This is a genomic window from Nostoc sp. DedQUE12b (assembly GCF_034530835.1).
Lineage (GTDB): Bacteria > Cyanobacteriota > Cyanobacteriia > Cyanobacteriales > Nostocaceae > Nostoc.
On record NZ_JAVRCI010000110.1, the window covers coordinates 1 to 18711 of the forward strand.

Below are 18711 nucleotides of genomic sequence, written 5' to 3' on the forward strand. Positions count from 1 at the left end.
CCGGAACTTTGGGTGCAGGATGCGGGGGCGGATAAAGCAGAGGTATATCCACTGTTGGGCGATCGCTATATTCTCGGTCGTAGTTCCAAATCCAGCGATATCGTCATCCGTAACCCTGTTGTCAGTCAAATTCACCTGTCACTATCGCGTAATTCTACTCAGCGCACACCAGTTTTCACGATCAAAGACGAAAACTCTACCAATGGCATTTATCGTGGCAAGCGTCGTGTTAGTTCCCTAGAACTGCGTCACGGCGATATTCTGACTCTGGGACCCCCAGAACTCGCCGCTTCTGTACGCTTGCAATATGTAGATCCACCAGCATGGTATGTCAAAGCTGCAAGTTGGACAGCTTATGGTGTCGGTGGTGTCAGTGCCCTGTTAACATTAGTGATTGGCGTCGAATGGCTGAAATTTTCAGTCAAACCTCTACCAACAGCGACACGCGCTCCAGTAGTTGTTTATGCCCGTGATGGAGCCACTCCCCTGAGAGAGCCTCGGACAATCTCTCATATAGACATGAAGCGATTAGAGGAATTTGGCCCTTATTTGCCTGCTGCGGTAGTGGCTTCAGAGGATAGTCGTTATTACTGGCACTTTGGAGTTGATCCTTGGGGGATTTTACGAGCTGTGCTGATTAATAGCCGCAGTGGAGATGTACAACAAGGAGCTAGTACTGTAACCCAGCAAGTTGCCCGCAGTTTGTTCCGCGAGTATGTAGGCAGACAGGATACCCTTGGCCGGAAATTGCGGGAGGCAGTTGTCGCCCTAAAGCTCGAAACCTTTTACAGCAAAGATGATATTTTGCTGATGTACTTAAATCGGGTTTTTTTGGGAGGGGATACCTCTGGCTTTGAGGATGCAGCCCGATATTACTTTGAGAAGTCGGCTAAAGAATTAACTTTGGCAGAAGCAGCAACATTAGTCGGAATTTTACCAGCACCCAACGCCTTCGATTTTTGTGGAGATGGGCCAAATAAACTAGAAGCGGCTGAATACCGAAATCGTGTGATTAAGCGGTTGCTGGAAATGGGCAAAATTAAAGCAGAGGATGCGAACCGAGCTAGACGTTCCACTGTTCAAATTAGTCCTAAAGTCTGCGAACAGCAAGCTAAAACGATCGCACCTTATTTTTATAGTTACGTTTTCTCTGAACTGGAATCAATCTTGGGAGAAGGAGCAGCAAGAGAAGGAAACTATATCATTGAAACCAAGCTTGATCCAGCGATACAGAGACAAGCAGAAGCAGCGTTGAATAATTCAGTGAACAACTCTGGTAGAAATTTTAATTTTTCTCAAGGAGCAGTAGTCACTCTTGATTCTAGTACAGGCAGTATCCTGGCAATGGTAGGCGGAACTGATTACAAAAAAAGTCAGTTCAATCGTGCTGTTCAAGCCAAAAGACAGCCAGGTTCCACCTTCAAAATCTTTGCTTATACTGCTGCTATTCAACAGGGAATTCCAGAATCAAAAAGTTATTCTTGCGCCCCTTTAACTTGGCAAGGCTTTACTTATAAACCCTGTCGTGCTGGTGCTGACACTAGTTTAGATATTGCCACCGGGCTAGCGCTTTCAGAAAATCCCATCGCCTTGCGAGTTGCCAGACAAGTCGGGCTAGATAAAGTTGTGGCAATGGCGCAGCGTTTGGGGATAAAATCAAACCTCGATCCGGTTCCCGGCTTGGTACTGGGTCAAAGCGTAGTCAATGTTTTGGAAATGACTGGTGCTTTTGGCGCTATTGGCAATCGCGGCGTATTGAATCCTCCCCATGCCATCAGCCGAATTTTAGACAGTGGTGATTGCAGCGATCGCAATGATATCAAAACCTGTCGTGTAATCTACTCCTTCGACCAAGATCCAGGTGCCAACAAACGAGTGTTGACAACTAATGTCGCCGATGAAATGACTAGTTTGATGCGTGGTGTAATCACAAGGGGTACTGGTCGTAGTGCTGCCATTGGACTAGGGGAAGCTGGTAAAACTGGCACGACTGATAAAAACGTTGACTTGTGGTTTATTGGTTTTATCCCCAGTCAGCGACTTGTAACTGGCGTTTGGTTGGGAAACGATAATAATTCCCCGACATCTGGTAGCAGCGCTCAAGCAGCTCAGTTGTGGGGAAATTATATGCGGAGAATTACAAGGTAATTGGGCATTGGGGACTGGAGACTGAGAAGAGTTTTCAATTCCCAATCTCCGGTAATGATTTCAAAATGATTAGACAATTAACACTAGACTCTTGACTAGCAATAACTTGACCGCAAAATTTGTTCAACTGGAGACTAGCGAAAAAACTTAATTCCCAATCCCCAATTTTAATCCCCAATTACTGATATCCCTTCCAAGGAGTGACTTCCAGCTTGCCGTTAGGCTTGAATATCACTTGAAAGTGGGCTAGAGGTTCTTTGTCATTAGGAGCAGCTACATTAGAACCATAGATGGCGTTAAACATCTTAGGAAGAGGTGTTTCTCGGAAATAATCAAAGGCGACTTGATTAAGTGGTTCATAGTCAGCAATTACACCATCTTTGTTGAGTGCTACCCGATATTTCAAATCTCGCGTAAAGGTGGGGGTACCACTCCAGGTTTGGCGAACTGTATTATAAAGTTTTTTATTTAAACCTTTAGTGATATTGGAGTCAGTAATTTTTGCACCGACTACCTCTGGTGTTTTAGCATATCCTCGCCAAGGGCTAACTTGTAGCACACCATTTGTAGTAAACACTATTCGGAATTGGGCGATTGGTTCATTAGAAATGGGAGCGCGGTTAGCAGGATTATAAAGTAGGTTAGGCAGAGGAGTTTGCTCGACTCCTTGATTAGCGTCTTTATTCACCGCTTTATAACCAACGATCGCTCCATCCGCAGCTACACCCAAACGATAGATCAAATCCTGTTGCAATCCTGAACGCTTAGTCCAAGCTGGATGAACTTGGTTATACACTTGACGATTCAATGCACGTAGCTGGGATGGGTCGGTAATTTCTGGAACTGTATTTAAAAGTGCTTCTAAATCTTTGACTACTGGCTTTTCATTAGCTGTGGGTGTTTCTGTAGGTGTTGCAGCCTCGATGGGTGTTGCAGCTGCTGATGCTGGAGGATTAAGGCTCTTTGTTGTAGAGCTGGTTTGCTCATCTGGCTTAGGTTGCGGTGGACGAATTTGGGGAGGTGGAATCAAGTTAAATGCGATCGCTGCTACTGCTAAACTTGATACTCCCACAGCCGCAGGAATAGCCTGCCTAATTACAGCCTGACTAGCACCGCCATAGCGTCTAGTAACTGGTTGTAGTTCTAGGGATAATTCCGGTAAAGTCTGAGTATCAGCAAAAAACTGATCCACTGCTTCTACCAAATCAAACAACTGTACCGTATTCAAATCTATTTCAATAGGGGGACGTTTAGAATTATTAGAGTGAGACTCGAACCCCTCTGGAGCATTCTCTGAATGTATGATTAACCTGTGGCGGTTGCCGTCAATTTTTTGAAACTCTACTAGCTCCAATTCTTGGTTGTGTGCTTGCGGATTGGGTACAGTACTCAGAAATTCTTGGGCGTAACCACTAACAGCCCTCACCAAACTTTCAAAAAATTCCCGCCCTCCGGTTAGGGGTTGATTATAACCAGATAAATAGCATTCTGCATTTACCAATATTGATAATTCTGGGCGCATTTCCTGGAACTGTGCAGCCCTAGTGACATCACTTAACCCTTCTAAAAGAAGAGTACAATTAGGTAGACTGTACTTACGTTGAATATTCATTCCACTTCACCGTCAAAAAGACTAATCCAGAACCGCTGCATTCCAGCAGTACCAGTACAAAATAGTAATTGTCCTAACAAATTTATTGCTAGCGCATCTAATTTTTCATCAGAAGTTAATGCTAGTGCACCAGAACGTCGAGCATTCATCCGGCTTTTAAAATGCGCTCTAAACCGCTCTAAATAATTAGATAACCGCAAATTCTGTTCTAATGGAATCTGTTTTTCTTCCATTTGTTGACATATCATTAATAACTGGCGGATGACAACAGTTAAACGCCGTGCTATGTAGCAAGCAATGACCACCAAAGCTTTTGCTTCCATAATAGTTAAGGGACGGCGCATGTGCGCTCTTCGTAGCGGGTTAGAGCTACGCATCCGCCATAAATTCACCCTGTCTTTAACAATTCCTTTAAGATCCAACTCTTGAGCAAAAGCCAGGATTGCTTCCGAACCACCAAGTTCTAAAGCTTCAATTGCCAGTAAAATTAGGTCAATTTGCAGCCTGGTTCTCCGAGGACACGTTTTGGAAGCGATCGCAGGATCTGGTAAAGTGTCCAGAATCATCGGCAGTGAATCTTGGGTTGGACTGTTGAACGGCGTTAAACTTGCTGAAACATTCATTCTATAAATACCTTGTGCGGTTCCAACAGACTAGATAAAACAAATTTAAGATCGGTAGCCAAGACTTGAGCCTTAGACTTGTGGCATGGCAGTAACATGACTACCTGATATATACATTACTTAACTCTTTCTACTCAAAGTTTTCCCTATATTGAAATCAAAATTTTAAAACATAACTAAATTCACCTCATTTATTAGTGAAATACCTTTTATAGCTTGGTTTAGATTCTAATTATCGTCAATGAAGAGCGAAGCTTTAGCCTCGACCTCCAATTGACCCCCAGCGTATGACATTATAGTGTACGATTTTTCAGGTATCTGAAATTGGGCACTTGTACTGAGCGAAGTCGAAGTATTGAGCATTGGGCACTTGTACTGAGCGTATCGCTAAAGCGAAAGCTCCGCTAACGCGTAGCGTCTCGTAGAGAAGTCGTTGGCACAGCCTCTTTAAGAGTTGTATTGGGCATTGCTTATTAATTTATCTACCTCATTCCCCATGGCCCATTCCCCATTCCCTACTCCTTTATTCCCCATTTTATGGATTTAAAGTCTCTCGTTCGTGACATTCCAGATTTCCCGAAACCCGGAATTTTATTTCGGGATATTACTACGTTACTGCGCGATCCAGAGGGACTGCGCTACACTATTGACTTTTTAACACAAAAATGCAAAGACGCAGGAATAACAGCTGATTATGTCATTGGTATGGAGTCGAGGGGATTCATTTTTGGTTCGCCTCTGGCTTATAAATTAGGAGCTGGTTTTATTCCCATCCGTAAAAAAGGGAAGTTACCAGCAGCCGTTCACTCAATTAAATATGAATTAGAGTATGGTACAGACTGCCTAGAAGTCCATCAAGACGCTTTACACCAAGGTAGCCGAGTTTTGATTGTGGACGATTTGATAGCCACAGGTGGAACTGCAAGTGCGACAGCAAAATTGTTACAGAAGATTGGCTGCGAACTAGTAGGATTTGGGTTTATTATCGAGCTACGGGATTTACAAGGGCGTACACATTTACCGGACGTGCCGATTATCTCTTTAATTGAATATTAGTCATAGGTCATTAGTCATTAGTCATTAGTCATTGGTCAATAGCAAAACAACTGGCAAATGACAAATGGCAAAGGACAAATGACGAAAGACAAATGACAAAGGACAAAATATAAATGACATCTACGAAAATTTCCTTGGAGACAGGTCGGGATTGGCTAATCGGGCTAGTCACGAGCGAAACTTTTGTTTATGTGGCAAAGCGACTATTGCAGGCACTGCTAACTTTGTTGTTGGCGTCAGCGTTGTCGTTTTTCATCATTCAACTCGCTCCCGGTGATTATGTAGATACGCTGCGGCAAAATCCGAAAATATCTCCAGAAAGAATTGAGGAAATCAAACGGCAGTTTGGTCTAGATAAGTCTTGGCCAGAGCAATTTGGGTTATGGCTATGGCGAATCTTGACCAAAGGGGATTTTGGCACGAGTTTTATTTATCAACGTTCAGTGGCATCGCTGTTGTGGGAACGAGTACCAGCGACTTTGCTATTAGCGATCGCATCTTTAATTGTCACATGGGCGATCGCTATCCCTCTAGGGATCTTTGCCGCCGTTAAACAAAATAGGCCAGCAGACCGGATTTTACAAGTGATTAGTTACGCAGGACAAGGCTTTCCTAGTTTCATCACTGCCTTAGCGCTGCTGGTTTTAGCCCAAATCACCTCGCCGCTGTTCCCAGTGGGTAGCATGACTAGCATCAATCACTCAGAACTGTCGTGGTTTGGCAGAATCTTAGATATCGGTTGGCACATGATTTTACCCACAATTGCACTCTCAATTACTAGTTTTGCTGGTTTGCAACGCATCACTCGCGGCGAATTATTAGATGTGCTGCGTCAAGACTACATCCAAACGGCTCGTGCCAAAGGTTTGCCAGAAAACCGCGTCATCTATGTTCACGCACTCCGCAACGCGATAAATCCCTTAATTACCTTATTAGGTTTTGAATTAGCTGGTTTATTAAATGGTGCCTTCATCGCCGAATTTTTCTTCAACTGGCCTGGTTTAGGGAGATTGGCTTTACAAGCTTTACAAGCTCAAGATTTATATTTATTAATGGCAAGCTTGATAATGGGCGCAGTACTGCTGATTGTTGGCAATTTAATCGCCGACTTGATGCTCAAAGCAGCCGATCCACGCATTCGCTTAGAAAATCTCAATTAGCAGCAATTCTAAATTCAAAAAATCAAAACTTATTGGGCGTTTTCCAGAGTCCTGTCAACTATCAAACAACAAAAAGGTAGCCAGAGTGCGGATGTTGTTGAAGAAAGTGTTGCTTATTCCTCATCATATCTTGAATTTGGCTACTCTCAGTTTCAAGCTATTTCTGCGTGCTGCAAAAAATTGTGAATTGCTGTTTAACTAATTATTTTACTAAGATTTAGGCTTAGCTTTTTGCACTCGTATATTTAAGAGTTTTTTTCTAAGCGGGCGGCGGGAATCGAACCCGCATTAATAGCTTGGAAGGCTATAGTTTTACCACTAAACTACGCCCGCAAATTTCCAACCCTATAAGCTTAACACAGCTTCTTTAAAAATTCAAGTTATTTAGTTGGAATTTGCGGGTTGCATTTTGATCCTCACATACAAATTGCTCAATTCTGGTTTTGTGCCATCGTTATTGTGGGCAGCAAGAAAGTTTTCTGTTTTGAAAACTTCGCTCAGGACTTGCTCGTATGTACTTTTTTCACTTTGCAGTTTTGCTGGTTCTATTTCTAGAACTACAGCCTGTTGAAAGTTACCATTCTGATCAATTATCAAGCTAGCCAAGAGTTGTGCTGGCTCAAGTTCCGAATTATGGACAAGAAAACTTGGGTCTAATTGTTTTGTGTTGCTTCCCCTGTATAAAGCGATAACGTCGGGTAAAGCATCTTGTCGGAATCCTTTTGATTGTATCAAGCTAATCACTTCATCTCTAGATAAGGGAGCTACTATTGCTACCGATGCTCCTTGAGTCGAAGTCGCTGGAGTTTCTGTAGTCGAAGTTGCTGGAGTTTCTCGAGTCGAAGTTGCTGGAGTTTCTCGAGTCGAAGTTGCTGGAGTTTCTGTAGTCGAAGTCGCTGGAGTTTCTCTAGTGGAAGTCGCTGGAGTTTCTCTATCTTCAGGTTCTGAAATTGGTCGATTTGATGGAATACCTGTTGGTAGTTGCGTTCCCTTTCCCAGTTTTATTTCTTGACGACGGTTCCAAGGTAAATTACCGACTGGAACTGTAGGTGTCGGTGTGACTTTAGCTATAGGTTTTGGCGTAGCTTTAGGTGTCGGTGTCGGTTTCGGTGTCGCTTTAGCTATAGGTTTCGGTGTTGGTGTGGGGACTATCTGCTGTCTAGAAGGTTCGCTATTAGGTTGAGAGGCGTAAATTCGGCTCTTTTTCTGGAGATTCTCAGGAGAATTTATTGCGCCAAAATCTTGATTTCTAGGCGTAGTTCGTGCTGTTTGTGATGAACGTGCTGGTACAGACTTTTGAGTAGAGGATGGTGGCTTTGACGAAACTATTTTGGCTGTTGATTTTGATTTGATTACTGATTTTGTTTTAGGAGCAATGTCTATCAATTCAACGGGAACAGCAGATTGATTTTGCTGGGGAAACCACAGACCAAATGCATTAGATGAGCGCATCAGCCAGAACACCAGCAAGTGCAGAGAGACTGAACTGACAACGACAAAAATCCACAAACCTGGTGGATCGGTGTGTCGTCTCCAGACCTTGGCTGGAATTGGAGTTTTGTCTGCAACCGATGGTGTCATATTATATAAACTGGATATGATTATGCACTTTTATTCATTGGTAATGCTTTAAAATACCAGTCTAAATTTTAGCGATTAACCATTACCTCTGGTGAAACAGCAAAAGTCAAAACTGTTTCATCTACTCCTTTAAGTTCTAGCGGACTCCCTTTAGTAATTTCTCCTTCCTGCAAATAATCTGCTACGGCAGCAGAAACCAGGATTGTACCGGGAACAGCGGCAGCTTGCAACCTGGCGGCAATATTCACACTTGGGCCAATAGCAGTATAATCGGCGCGTTCAGCGCTACCAAACATCCCCACAACAGCAGTACCTTGGTGAATACCACACCGGAACTGTACGCTAGTAAGTTTGTCGCTATCGAATACACCTTGCTCTCGCCAACGCTGGTTTAAGTCAGCCAGTGAGCGGTGCATTGCTCTTGCTGTATTAATGGCACGACGCACTTGTTCGTTAGGGGTTAGTTCTTCCGGCGCTCCATATAAAGCTAAAATAGCATCTCCCATAAATTTATCTACAGTGCCACCATTACTAAAGACAACTTTGGTCATGGCTTCTAAATATTCATTTAGCAACTCTGCAACTCGTCGGGATCTGAGAGTATTTGCTAGCTGTGTAAAACCCACAATGTCGCTAAACAAAACTGTAATTAAACGTGGTTCTGGGCGCAAATCTAACGTTAAATCTCCGGTTGCAGCTTTTTGCACCAATACAGCAGGTAAAAAGCGCTTTAGCACCGATTCTGTTAGATAAGTATTTAACTCCACAATTCGCCGTTCATTTTCTTTCAACGCTAAAAGATTGCGAACTTCCGCCAAAAGTTCCCGATCGTTGAATGGTTTTGCTAAATAAGCGTCCGCGCCATGTTCTGTACCTTCGATGCGGGTTTCTTCATCTACTTTCGCTGTCAGCAGAATGATTGGTGTTCCTTTCAACGTCTCCTCATTGCGGATCATCTGAATCATCTCAAGTCCGCTTACTAACGGCATCATTAAGTCAGTCACAATCAAGCTGGGTAGAATTTCCTTCGCTCTACTGTGCCCTTCATGGCCGTTACGAGCCGTCTGTACATGATAGCCATTGCGGCGGAAAATCTCAGATACATAGGTTCGCAAATCGGGGTTGTCATCTACAACTAAAATTGAGTGCTGAGTCTTATGTGCTGAGTCTTGAATATCAACACTGGGGGAGAGGTTTATTGTAATATCTTCAATATTGTCTGTTGTTGACTCTACTAGTTCTAAATCAGCTAATTCTACGCTAGCGCGGTTTGTATTCACTTCGGTAGGCGTTTCTAGTACTTGCTGTGCATGTAAATGAGCATTTCCAGTCACCAGCCATAAACTAAAAGTAGTACCTTCACCATAAACTGATTCCACAGTGACTTGACCACCATGTAATTCTACTAATTCTTTAACTAAAGCTAAACCCAAACCACTGCCTTCATAGGAGCGGTTTGCTGAACCTTCAGCTTGGCGAAAGCGCTCAAATAGGTGGGGAATTTGTTCTTTAACAATACCAATTCCAGTATCTTGCACTTGTAATATGCAGCGATCGCGCTCAGATTTTAGTCTGACACTGATGGTGCCACCTTCAGGAGTAAACTTCATGGCATTTGACAAGAGGTTATAAACCACCTTGTCAAATTTTTCCATGTCCAAGTACACCGTCAAACACTCATCTAACTGAGTAACGAGATGCAGTCTCTTTTTCTCACAGTAAGGACGAAAAGATTCAACTATTTGGCTGACAAATTCGACTAAATCACAAGGATGGAAGCTAGGCTGCATTCTCCCCGCATTCAGGCGTTGTAAATCCAGCAGTTGATTTACCAGTCGCAGCAGGCGGCGGGAGTTACGCAGGGCGATCGCACTTTGAGAGTAAGATAATCCCTCACCAGCTGCCACCGCCGACTCTAAAGGCCCTTGAATCAAAGTAATCGGTGTGCGAAACTCATGGGAAATATTTTGGAAAAATTCGGTTTTTTGTTTGTCTAATTCCAGTAAGCGTTCAGCTTGTTGGCGAGTTTTTTGATACAAGTGTGACTGCTGGACAGCGATCGCGGCTTGCGCTGCCACTGCTTTTGCCAAATCGATATCAGATGGCAACCATTGGCGTACTTTTTTACCTTCATGCAATGTAATACTACCGATGCATTTACCATCTGCCAGTAATGGCACAAACATTAGCGATCGCGCTGGCATTTTTAGAGGCAAATCAAAACCCCGCACATCTGAGGGAGAATGGCTCACATTACCAATTACCACAGGTTCATGTGTCTGTAGCATTTGTTGGAGGATGGGATTTTCCTGAATCGATGCTTGAGAATAGGGTAATCTCTGGTTTGATAAGTGATGATTGCTACTTGAATGATTCTCTGGATCTGGTGATGCCTGGGTTGGACTGTGCCTACTTAAATTTTCTAGATGTTGAAAACTATCATACAAACCCACACACTCAACAAACTCATCTTCCTCTGTCCACAAAGACAAGACGCAGCCATCAACTTGTAAAGCTTGTCCCAATTGTTGGGTAATTGCCGCAAAGATATCTTGAGGATCTAAGCTAGAGCGAATCGCGCTAGTAATCGTATTAATCAGGCTTTCTCGCTTGGCAAGGGCACGTACTTGTTCGTAAGCATAAGCTTGAGACAAAGCTAAAGCTGCCTGATCTGCTACCATCAGCACTAACTGCACCTCATCATCGCCCCAGAAGCGAGGAACAGAACACTGGTGCAGTGCTAACACTGCCATCAGTTCTTGTTGGCAGATCAATGGCACAACCAAACTAGAACAAATGTTAGCAGCAGCAAAAGCTTGCCCACGTTCACGCAGTTCGGGAGTGTTACCGTGAATGCGCTCATCATCGATCGCATCGTGAATCACTTGAACTTCACGGGTTTCCCACACTGTCTGAGCCAAAAGAGGCAGAGGAGTTGCAGAGGATATAGCGGGCACAGAGGAAAGACTTCCTGCTACTTCTGCTCCGATCTCCTGCACCTCTGCTTCTTCAGAAAGAGGCTTTTGATAAATAAACCCTTTATCCGCTAACTGCTCATCTTGGAAGGGACGTAGCAGACAAACATCCACCTCCAACATGTGACCCACTGTATCTACAATTGCTTGCAAAATTTGTCTGTAGTCTAAAGCACTGCGAATCGTATTGGTAACGGTATTCAGCAGCGATTCTTGACGGAGTGTGCGGGTAAGTTCGCGGGTTCTAGCTTTGAGGACATTGTGGGTATCCAAAGCTTGCCGTACCACTGCTTTTAGTTCTTCCGCTTCCCACGGTTTCGTTACATATTTAAATACCTTGCCAGCATTGATTGCTTCCACCAGGTCTTCGACATCGGTGTAGCCAGTTAAAATAATCCGGATAATATCTGGATATTGAGTTGCTGTCAGGCTCAAAAACTCTGTACCGCTCATCATTGGCATCCGTTGATCGGAGATGATCACCGCGATCTCTCCCTCTTGGGCCAGCAGATCGAGGGCGGCAGGGCCAGAGGTTGCCCTTAGCACCTTATAATCACGATAGAAAGTGCGGTAAAGCAAGTCAAGGTTGTCTGGTTCATCATCGACAACCAAAATTTTAGGCTTACTGTTTGCTTGGGATTTCATGCACCGCTTTCCTGCTGCAACGGCAGTCGGATAAAGAATAATCTGATCAGGTAAGGATTTTTCTGAGTCAGGTAAGAGCAGAGCATTTCGACCAATAGGGCTGTTTGGCTACATGACTGCTGAGTGTAGGAGCGTTTACTCACAGTAATTCGTCTCAATTGCTTGTGCCGATTACTGTTTGCGTTGGTGCAGTGTAATTGCTTTCATTGTCAGTTTTAGTGTTACAGAGTCGACCTTTGCTTGCCAAATCTTTTTTCACCTCCTGTGAGCAATGTCTGATGATACATACAGCGCTCATAGCCAGCTGAAAAATCCAGATAAAGCTGCATATTAAGTTTTCCCTCCACAACTGTTGTAATAACACTTGCAGGTAAATTTTATTTATGGTAGTCATGGTAGAGTCAGCGAAATTAAAACAAAAAGATTTAAAGCCAAAGTATACTATTAGACAAATACCTCTTTCTAATTTAGCAATCAGAACTATCATTAAGACAAGTGGTCGTGGTTGAGGAGTTAGAGATTAGGGATTAAGGAACCTTACAGATTCTTGTCCCAGAAGCTGTACAGCCTATTTGGATGGACTCGGTAGCAAAGTAGTGTCAGTGTAGCGGCAACTGCAAAAACAAGTTCAGTACTGCAACCAAGGGTAGTTTGAAACCAGAGTTTGCCAATAGTGTACTTACTTAACAATTTTGGAGATGCTGCTTACAGACAAGTTATGCTATTCCTCTGCCCACTCGCTTAAAGCTCTATCAATTTACAGATGTTTTGTGGCAATCAGTTTGATATTGTGGTTACCTAAAAAAAGGGATGCAATGAATATACTGAATTTAATGTTATAGATTTATGAAGTTCTAACTGCTAATACTCTTTCAAAAATGCAGGTTATAAAATTCCAAGCCAAAGTGTAAAAATTTGTTTAATCGACAATAAAAAGCGAATTAGCAATATTGGTTTAGTTAAATCTCCTGGGCAACTCTATAAGTTCTGATTTAGTTTAAATCTTGTTTTAGGATATTTGAGAAAATTTTTGTTGAATAAAATCAATACTAAACTAGCCTTGAAATATCGGTTTTTTCACCCATACCACCAACAGCCAATCGATTCAGCTTTCTGCCAATTCCAAATTCGTACAGCTACACCTGCTGATTTGATTGATGTTGCTCAAATTATTACTGAAAGCTTTCACTCCCACAAGGGTATATGGGGATGGGCTTTCCCGTTGCTACGTCTAGGTATTTACGAAGACTTAAGGCATCGGATGGCATCACCTGCGCCACGTCATCTTTGCTTAGTTGCCCTTGAAGCTACTACTGGTGAGGCTAATAACTTAGTAGGAAGTGTGGAAATGGGTGTACGCTACAGTAGTGATTCATGGAGCCAGGTTGGTGTAGGTTTTCCTTACTTGTCTAATTTAGCGGTTCACCCAAAATACCGTAGACATGGTGTGGCTTCAGGATTACTTACTAGCTGTGAAAAAGTCTCTCGCGAGTGGGGATTTCAAGACTTATATCTCCATGTTTTAGAAAATAACCATCAAGCACGACAGCTTTATTTCAAGCTGGGATATCGAGTGCATAAAGTCGAATCTAATTGGAATACATTTATTCTAAGACGCTCAAGCCAGATGTTATTGCACAAGCACCTGAGTGCTGATTCTATTATCTGAATTTTGTTTTGCCAATTGTCAAACTTTGTCTTCCATTCCAATTAATTCGATAAAATCTGTAACTCATAAAGGTAATCAAACACAAACTAAGCTAAACCACGTCTAGCTTTGGAACCATAGTTATTTTGACTTAGAGAAAGCTCAAAACTCAAGCCAGGACTAAATAATATACTTTTCTTAAGAACTCGATATTTTTAAATAGATGGGGTTTAATTAGAAATCTAGCCAATATTAGCTAAATATCCATATAAATCCGCTTTGATTTCAAGGACTGACTTAGTTTAGCAGGTAAGAACTAACGATAAAGAGGCTCTTTGAGTTATAATGAAGTTTTTTTTGACTCAATCAAATAGGAGTCCTATAAATCAAAACTAAAACATGTTTATGAATTTACGAAGTAAGTAAATAGCTTTTTATAATTTTTTATCAAAAGAATATTTGATTTAAACTTTTTACGAAAAATTCCCTCGTTTCTATAAACAAATTATCTTTTTGGTAAATATTTTTAATATTAAAAAATGTTAAATTTATTTTTTGGGATTTATAGTTAACAAATTTTTTAAAGCATTTGATATAGATGAAAATGGACTATAATGGGAACATACGCTAAATTGTGTTGAAAGAAATCATTACTTCCTCATAAGAACTTTGTAATTCATTTATTCATCTTTATAAAAACTTTAAGAAAACACTAGTATAGTTTACAGACAAATCTAGTTATATCTCATAAAATATAATCACCCAAATTACTGAAAGAACGCCTATATATTGCTATTTTTAGTTGGATTGACCAGAAATATCTTGATAATAAAAGAATTCAAAAGCTTGATTTGATATAACAGCTAATTCTGTTTTGAAGTGCATACTACAACAACATTCATTAAAAGTTTAAAAAACATGGATAGCGAACAGCATCGACGCTATCAGACCTCTATGGTATCAACTTATTACCCTGAAACTACTTTCCTTGACTCTGTTGTCATGTCAGACGGAACTGAGCAATCACAAAGCTCGGATATCCTTACACGTTTGCACAGTGGAGAAGTTTTTATCGTCAATAGTCGTAGGCGAAATGGATTAATACTCTTTAAACGCTATCATGCAGAGTTTGCTGGGCCTGGGGCTGCTGTGGGTGGGGATTACGATTGTGATTGCCAAAGGGCGCTGCCCATAGGTAATCTTTCTTTATTAACTCCTGAATCTAATGAAGAACGCCAGAAGGCTTACTTGATTCGGCGACAGTGGATTCGATTGATCAAACAAATTACAGAAAATCCACTGCCTGGGCAGCGAGTCCAGAAAATTCTCGATCAATTTGAACAATACTTTCCACCAGAAATAGTGGCTCTTTTGCCGGATGTTGCCTTTGCTCTTTTAGTGGGTGTGCTGCCACAAACAGTTGGAGTAGTACGCCGTTTGGGCAGTGAGGTAAATAGCAGGTTTAATTACTGAGTAAATTGCTAAGATGACAAATTTGCCAAAGCAGCTTTTACTCGATTAACGGTGCGGGCGTTTTCTTCTATCGTTCCGACAGTAATTCGTAATCCTCCGCTAATGTGCCGTACAAGAGTGCCGAGTGTTTTAAGTTTCTGGTGGAAAGTTTTTAAAGCAGCTTCTTGTGAATTAAAGCCATTTGGTTTAAGACGCAGGTAAATAAAGTTGGCAGCACTTGGAGTAATTTGTAGTTCCGGTTGCTGGGATAAAATTTCGATGAGTTTAGCTCGTTCACTCAAGGTCTGGGGAATCGATTCCAGCAAGAGTGTACGATTTTGTAAACCAACTAAGGCAGCTGCTATAGAAAAACTGGGGAGATTGTAGGGTAAGCGAACTTTTTCTAAAATGGCGATCGCTTCAGGATGAGCAACGCAATAACCAATACGGAGAGATGCCAATCGGAAAGCTTTAGAAAAAGTGCGTAATATCACCCAATTAGGATGCTGTACTAATTCACCTACTAGGGTAGTTTGGCTGAATTCAAAGTAAGCTTCATCAATTACTACTAAAATATGGCGTGGCAAGCTTCTTAACCACGCTAACTCTGCCTCAGTTAAGCTGTTAGCAGTCGGCGAATTGGGATGGACTACGAAAACTACGCGAATGGGAGGATTTTGAGTTTGTTCGATCGCAGACTGTGCGGCGCTTATGTCAATTTCAAAATTTGTTTCATTTCTCCCCACCGCCACCACAGGAATGCCCAAAGTTTGCGCCAAAATCCCGTACATTGAGAAAGTGGGATTGGAGACAAGAATTGACCCTTCTCCTCCTAGACAAGTGGCGATTAATAAAGAGCGGATAATTTCATCTGAACCATTACCAACAGAAATATTGGCAGCAGTAAATAAGGATGATGAGAGGTCGGCTGACTGATTAATGTACTCCGCGATCGCATCCTTAAGGGTTTCATGTCCGCCATCAGGATAACGATTTGTTTCAATTACTTGCTGATAAGTCCACGCCAGCTTCTCTTTTAACTCAAGAGGTAAATCGTAGGGGCTTTCATTTGTATCTAAGCGATCGAACTGTGTGGCGACAGAATTGGCTGTATCGCTGCTAGGATGAGGTTTATAGGCGGTGAATTGGGCTAAATCTGACCGGATGAAGGGAAGCATAGTTTTAGTCATTAGTCATTGGTCATTAGTCATTGGTCATTAGTAACTAACAAAGGACAAATGACTAAGGACATTAGTTATGTGTGAGTCTAATATTTTACAACTTCAAGGTAATTGGCAAAAGAGGCGAATTGCCTGCCAAATTTCTTCCATAACATTACCCAAGGCGTGGTCACTGTCGAGTTCAACTAACTCCACCCAAGAACGGGAGTGCGCAAAGTGCCGACTAGCTTCTATCGGAATGACTTCATCCTTTTTTCCGTGCAAAATTAGCGTGGAGATAGGGCGTTGCAAAAGTTTTTCTTGGTATTGGGCAGCATCTATGACGAAATCGTAACTTAAAGGAATTAATCGCTCTTCCCCGTAGTGGTAGACCATGATATATTTTTCTTGCTGCCAACGCTGTACTTCTTCATCTCCTAGTTTGGGCAACCAATGGGATAAAAACCCAAAAGCTGGTGCTAGCAAAACTAAGCTTTGCACTTGCAAATTTTGTTGTCCCAAGTGGGCAGCGGTCAAACCACCCAAACTTGAGCCAATTAGTGTTACTGGTGTAGAATCATTGCTGAATTCTGCGGCAACTTGAGTGAGCTGACGAGTGATTGTTAATTGGGAAAAATCGCCAGCATTGAGATCGGGAATTTTCAGCCTTGTCTGAATTTGGGTAAAGCGATCGCCAATATCCTGCGCTTTGGCAGATTTAGGACTGGAAGCAAATCCGTGAAGATATATGTAGTCCAAAGTTGTAAATAGTTAGGAGTTAAAAATTATTGAGTGTTGATAAATTTTTATTTATCATTTTTTGTGGCACACTTATAATTCATAACTCAAAACTCCTTACTCCTAAGTTTTTTACCGCATTGTGACAAATTCCTCTGCGGATGAGGGATGGATACCCACAGTGGCATCAAAGTCTTTTTTAGTTGCGCCCATCTTGACTGCGATCGCTACACCTTGGATAATCTCTGCGGCACTTTCACCTACCATGTGAGCGCCTAGAACTTTGTCGGTGTTGCTATCAACCACTAATTTCATCATTGTCTTCTCTTGCTTACCAGTCAAACTGTGATACATAGGGCGAAAGCGAGTGCGAAAAATTTTGACGGCATCACCAAGTTTTTCCCGTGCTTCGGCTTCTGTCCAGCCGACTGTTGCAGCTTCTGGGCTAGAAAATATGGCTGTGGGTACAGTTTCGTGACTGAATTCGCGGCGATTATTCCCAAATTCGCTATCGGCAAAGGCGCGACCTTCGCCAATAGCTACGGGAGTTAAATTAATTCGGTCTGTGACATCGCCAACAGCAAAAATATTCGGTTGACTAGTTTGACTATATTCATTGACTGCGATCGCACTTGTGGTTGCGTATCCAGGCCCTTCCATAGAAGTAGCGACAACATCAACCCCAGCGTTTTCTAAACCTAGTCGATCTATATTGGGAGTTCGACCGGTGGCTACTAAAAACACGTCGGCAATTATTGGTTCTTGGTCATCCCCTGATAAAGTTAGCTTCAACCCTTCTGGCACGTGTTCAATTTCTTTCACGACATTATTTTTAATCAACCGAATTCCGTGGTTTGTCATTCCCTCTTCAATTTCTGTGCGGACATCTTCATCAAACCCATTCAAAATCTTTTCACCTCTGGTAATTTGTGTCACCTGAGAACCCAAACCGCGCATAATACAAGCAAATTCCGTGCCGATATAACCAGCGCCAATAATGACGATGTGTTTTGGTTGTTCTTTTAGATGAAAGATTTCGTTAGAGGTAATGCCATGTTCCATCCCTGGTAAATCTGGTTTGACGGGACGCCCACCAACAGCAATTAAAATTTTGTCTGCTGTAACTTTACGTCCATCAACTTCTATGGTGTGGGGATCTACCAATGTGGCGCGACCAGAAAATAGTTCTACTCCGGCTTTTTCCAAGAAGCTTATGTGTAGTTGTGACAGTCGCCGAACTTCCTTATCTATAGATGTAATGAAATATTCCCAGTCAAACTCAGCATTACCTACTTTCCAGCCATAGCCTGAAGCGTCACTGAATAGTTCGGGAAAGTGAGAGCCATAGACCATGAGTTTTTTGGGAACGCAACCGCGAATCACACAAGTGCCACCAACTAAATCATATTCAGCGATCGCCACTTTTGCGCCGTAGCTAGCCGCTCGTTTGGAAGCCGCCAAACCTCCAGAACCCGCACCAATTACAAACAGGTCGTAATCAAAAGTCATAAGTTTATGTTCTCTTTAGCAACAAGTGAGTTCCTGGGAACTTACACACAGAACGTGATTGAACTATATAAGGATATTTGGTGAACGCTGTGTAAGTCCTGTCCTTGATTTAATCTAGCGTTAGCAGATGCTATCTGGTCGTAGGGAATATCACTTTTTGCTTTGGCGGCTGTAAAGGCAGTAGTTAACAGTTGTATAGTTCTGCTCCTAGTCGAGCATAAGTCTGTGCTACCGCATTGGAGCAGCTAAATTCCACAAGATTTACGTAAAATTATGACAAAACGTACTGCCTTCGGCGTTCGCAGAGCATTTTGCCCTCATTAGCAATTTTTATGTACTTGGAGAGTCAGTTGGAGTTACAGGTGTTGGATCTGTTGGAGTAACGGGTGTTACGGGTATTGGAT

At 42.3% G+C, this 18711-nt stretch carries 12 protein-coding genes and 1 tRNA gene; 5 read left to right on the top strand and 8 right to left on the bottom strand.

Features of this window, described 5'->3' with window-relative positions:
• Positions 1-2148: transglycosylase domain-containing protein (locus tag RMY16_RS30295; RefSeq protein ID WP_322739472.1), on the top strand; the 2148-nt coding region annotated here is incomplete at its 5' end.
• A 178-nt stretch (positions 2149-2326) separates the two neighbouring features.
• Here the strand turns inward: RMY16_RS30295 and RMY16_RS30300 are convergent.
• Together RMY16_RS30300 and RMY16_RS30305 are read right to left on the bottom strand one after the other, a co-directional pair.
• Positions 2327-3760: a DUF4335 domain-containing protein gene (locus tag RMY16_RS30300; protein WP_322739473.1), complete on the bottom strand. Its 1434-nt coding sequence runs from the start codon at positions 3758-3760 to the stop codon at positions 2327-2329.
• Entirely contained in the window at positions 3757-4383 is a 627-nt protein-coding gene (locus RMY16_RS30305) for a DUF3038 domain-containing protein (RefSeq protein ID WP_322667032.1), read from the bottom strand. Before RMY16_RS30305 ends, RMY16_RS30300 begins: the two co-directional genes overlap by 4 nt.
• 537 nt (positions 4384-4920) lie before the next feature.
• On the opposite strand from RMY16_RS30305, the gene RMY16_RS30310 reads away from it, so the two are divergent.
• Together RMY16_RS30310 and RMY16_RS30315 are read left to right on the top strand one after the other, a co-directional pair.
• Positions 4921-5439, top strand: a complete 519-nt coding sequence (locus RMY16_RS30310; RefSeq protein ID WP_322739474.1) for an adenine phosphoribosyltransferase — start codon at positions 4921-4923, stop codon at positions 5437-5439.
• 113 nt (positions 5440-5552) lie between these two features.
• A complete protein-coding gene (locus tag RMY16_RS30315) occupies positions 5553-6599 on the top strand; it encodes an ABC transporter permease (protein ID WP_322739475.1) in 1047 nt (348 codons plus the stop codon).
• A 262-nt stretch (positions 6600-6861) separates the two neighbouring features.
• Here the strand turns inward: RMY16_RS30315 and RMY16_RS30320 are convergent.
• From RMY16_RS30320 to RMY16_RS30330, 3 genes are all read right to left on the bottom strand, one after another.
• Positions 6862-6932 (bottom strand) — tRNA-Gly (locus RMY16_RS30320).
• Positions 6933-6983: 51 nt separating this feature from the next.
• A complete protein-coding gene (locus RMY16_RS30325) occupies positions 6984-8180 on the bottom strand; it encodes a hypothetical protein (protein WP_322739476.1) in 1197 nt (398 codons plus the stop codon).
• A 68-nt stretch (positions 8181-8248) separates the two neighbouring features.
• A complete protein-coding gene (locus tag RMY16_RS30330; protein WP_322739477.1) occupies positions 8249-11800 on the bottom strand; it encodes a response regulator in 3552 nt (1183 codons plus the stop codon).
• A gap of 1030 nt (positions 11801-12830) precedes the next feature.
• Between RMY16_RS30330 and RMY16_RS30335 the strand changes: the two genes are divergently transcribed.
• Both RMY16_RS30335 and RMY16_RS30340 read left to right on the top strand, forming a co-directional pair.
• Positions 12831-13469 (top strand): GNAT family N-acetyltransferase, encoded by a 639-nt coding sequence (locus tag RMY16_RS30335; RefSeq protein WP_416211720.1) that lies wholly within the window; start codon positions 12831-12833, stop codon positions 13467-13469.
• Between the two features lie 897 nt (positions 13470-14366).
• Positions 14367-14921, top strand: coding sequence for a hypothetical protein (locus RMY16_RS30340; RefSeq protein ID WP_289798997.1), 555 nt, complete (start codon positions 14367-14369; stop codon positions 14919-14921).
• Positions 14922-14929: 8 nt separating this feature from the next.
• On the opposite strand, the gene RMY16_RS30345 is transcribed toward RMY16_RS30340, so the two are convergent.
• The 3 genes from RMY16_RS30345 to gor all read right to left on the bottom strand — a co-directional run bounded on the left by RMY16_RS30345 (position 14930) and on the right by gor (position 18307).
• Positions 14930-16078, bottom strand: a complete 1149-nt coding sequence (locus RMY16_RS30345) for a histidinol-phosphate transaminase (protein WP_322739480.1) — start codon at positions 16076-16078, stop codon at positions 14930-14932.
• A 105-nt stretch (positions 16079-16183) separates the two neighbouring features.
• Complete coding sequence (locus tag RMY16_RS30350; RefSeq protein ID WP_322739478.1) at positions 16184-16819, bottom strand: YqiA/YcfP family alpha/beta fold hydrolase; 636 nt, start codon at positions 16817-16819, stop codon at positions 16184-16186.
• A gap of 111 nt (positions 16820-16930) precedes the next feature.
• Positions 16931-18307, bottom strand: coding sequence for a glutathione-disulfide reductase (gene gor, locus RMY16_RS30355; RefSeq protein WP_322739479.1), 1377 nt, complete (start codon positions 18305-18307; stop codon positions 16931-16933).
• Between the last annotated feature and the right edge of the window lie 404 nt (positions 18308-18711).

Excerpts from the sequence above, each read along its gene's own strand:
- RMY16_RS30300 (WP_322739473.1), bottom strand. The coding sequence starts at position 3,760 with ATGAATATTCAACGTAAGTACAGTCTACCTAATTGTACTCTTCTTTTA.
- RMY16_RS30305 (WP_322667032.1), bottom strand. The coding sequence starts at position 4,383 with ATGAATGTTTCAGCAAGTTTAACGCCGTTCAACAGTCCAACCCAAGAT.
- RMY16_RS30310 (WP_322739474.1), top strand. The coding sequence starts at position 4,921 with ATGGATTTAAAGTCTCTCGTTCGTGACATTCCAGATTTCCCGAAACCC.
- RMY16_RS30315 (WP_322739475.1), top strand. The coding sequence starts at position 5,553 with ATGACATCTACGAAAATTTCCTTGGAGACAGGTCGGGATTGGCTAATC.
- RMY16_RS30325 (WP_322739476.1), bottom strand. The coding sequence starts at position 8,180 with ATGACACCATCGGTTGCAGACAAAACTCCAATTCCAGCCAAGGTCTGG.
- RMY16_RS30330 (WP_322739477.1), bottom strand. The coding sequence starts at position 11,800 with ATGAAATCCCAAGCAAACAGTAAGCCTAAAATTTTGGTTGTCGATGAT.
- RMY16_RS30340 (WP_289798997.1), top strand. The coding sequence starts at position 14,367 with ATGGATAGCGAACAGCATCGACGCTATCAGACCTCTATGGTATCAACT.
- RMY16_RS30345 (WP_322739480.1), bottom strand. The coding sequence starts at position 16,078 with ATGCTTCCCTTCATCCGGTCAGATTTAGCCCAATTCACCGCCTATAAA.
- gor (WP_322739479.1), bottom strand. The coding sequence starts at position 18,307 with ATGACTTTTGATTACGACCTGTTTGTAATTGGTGCGGGTTCTGGAGGT.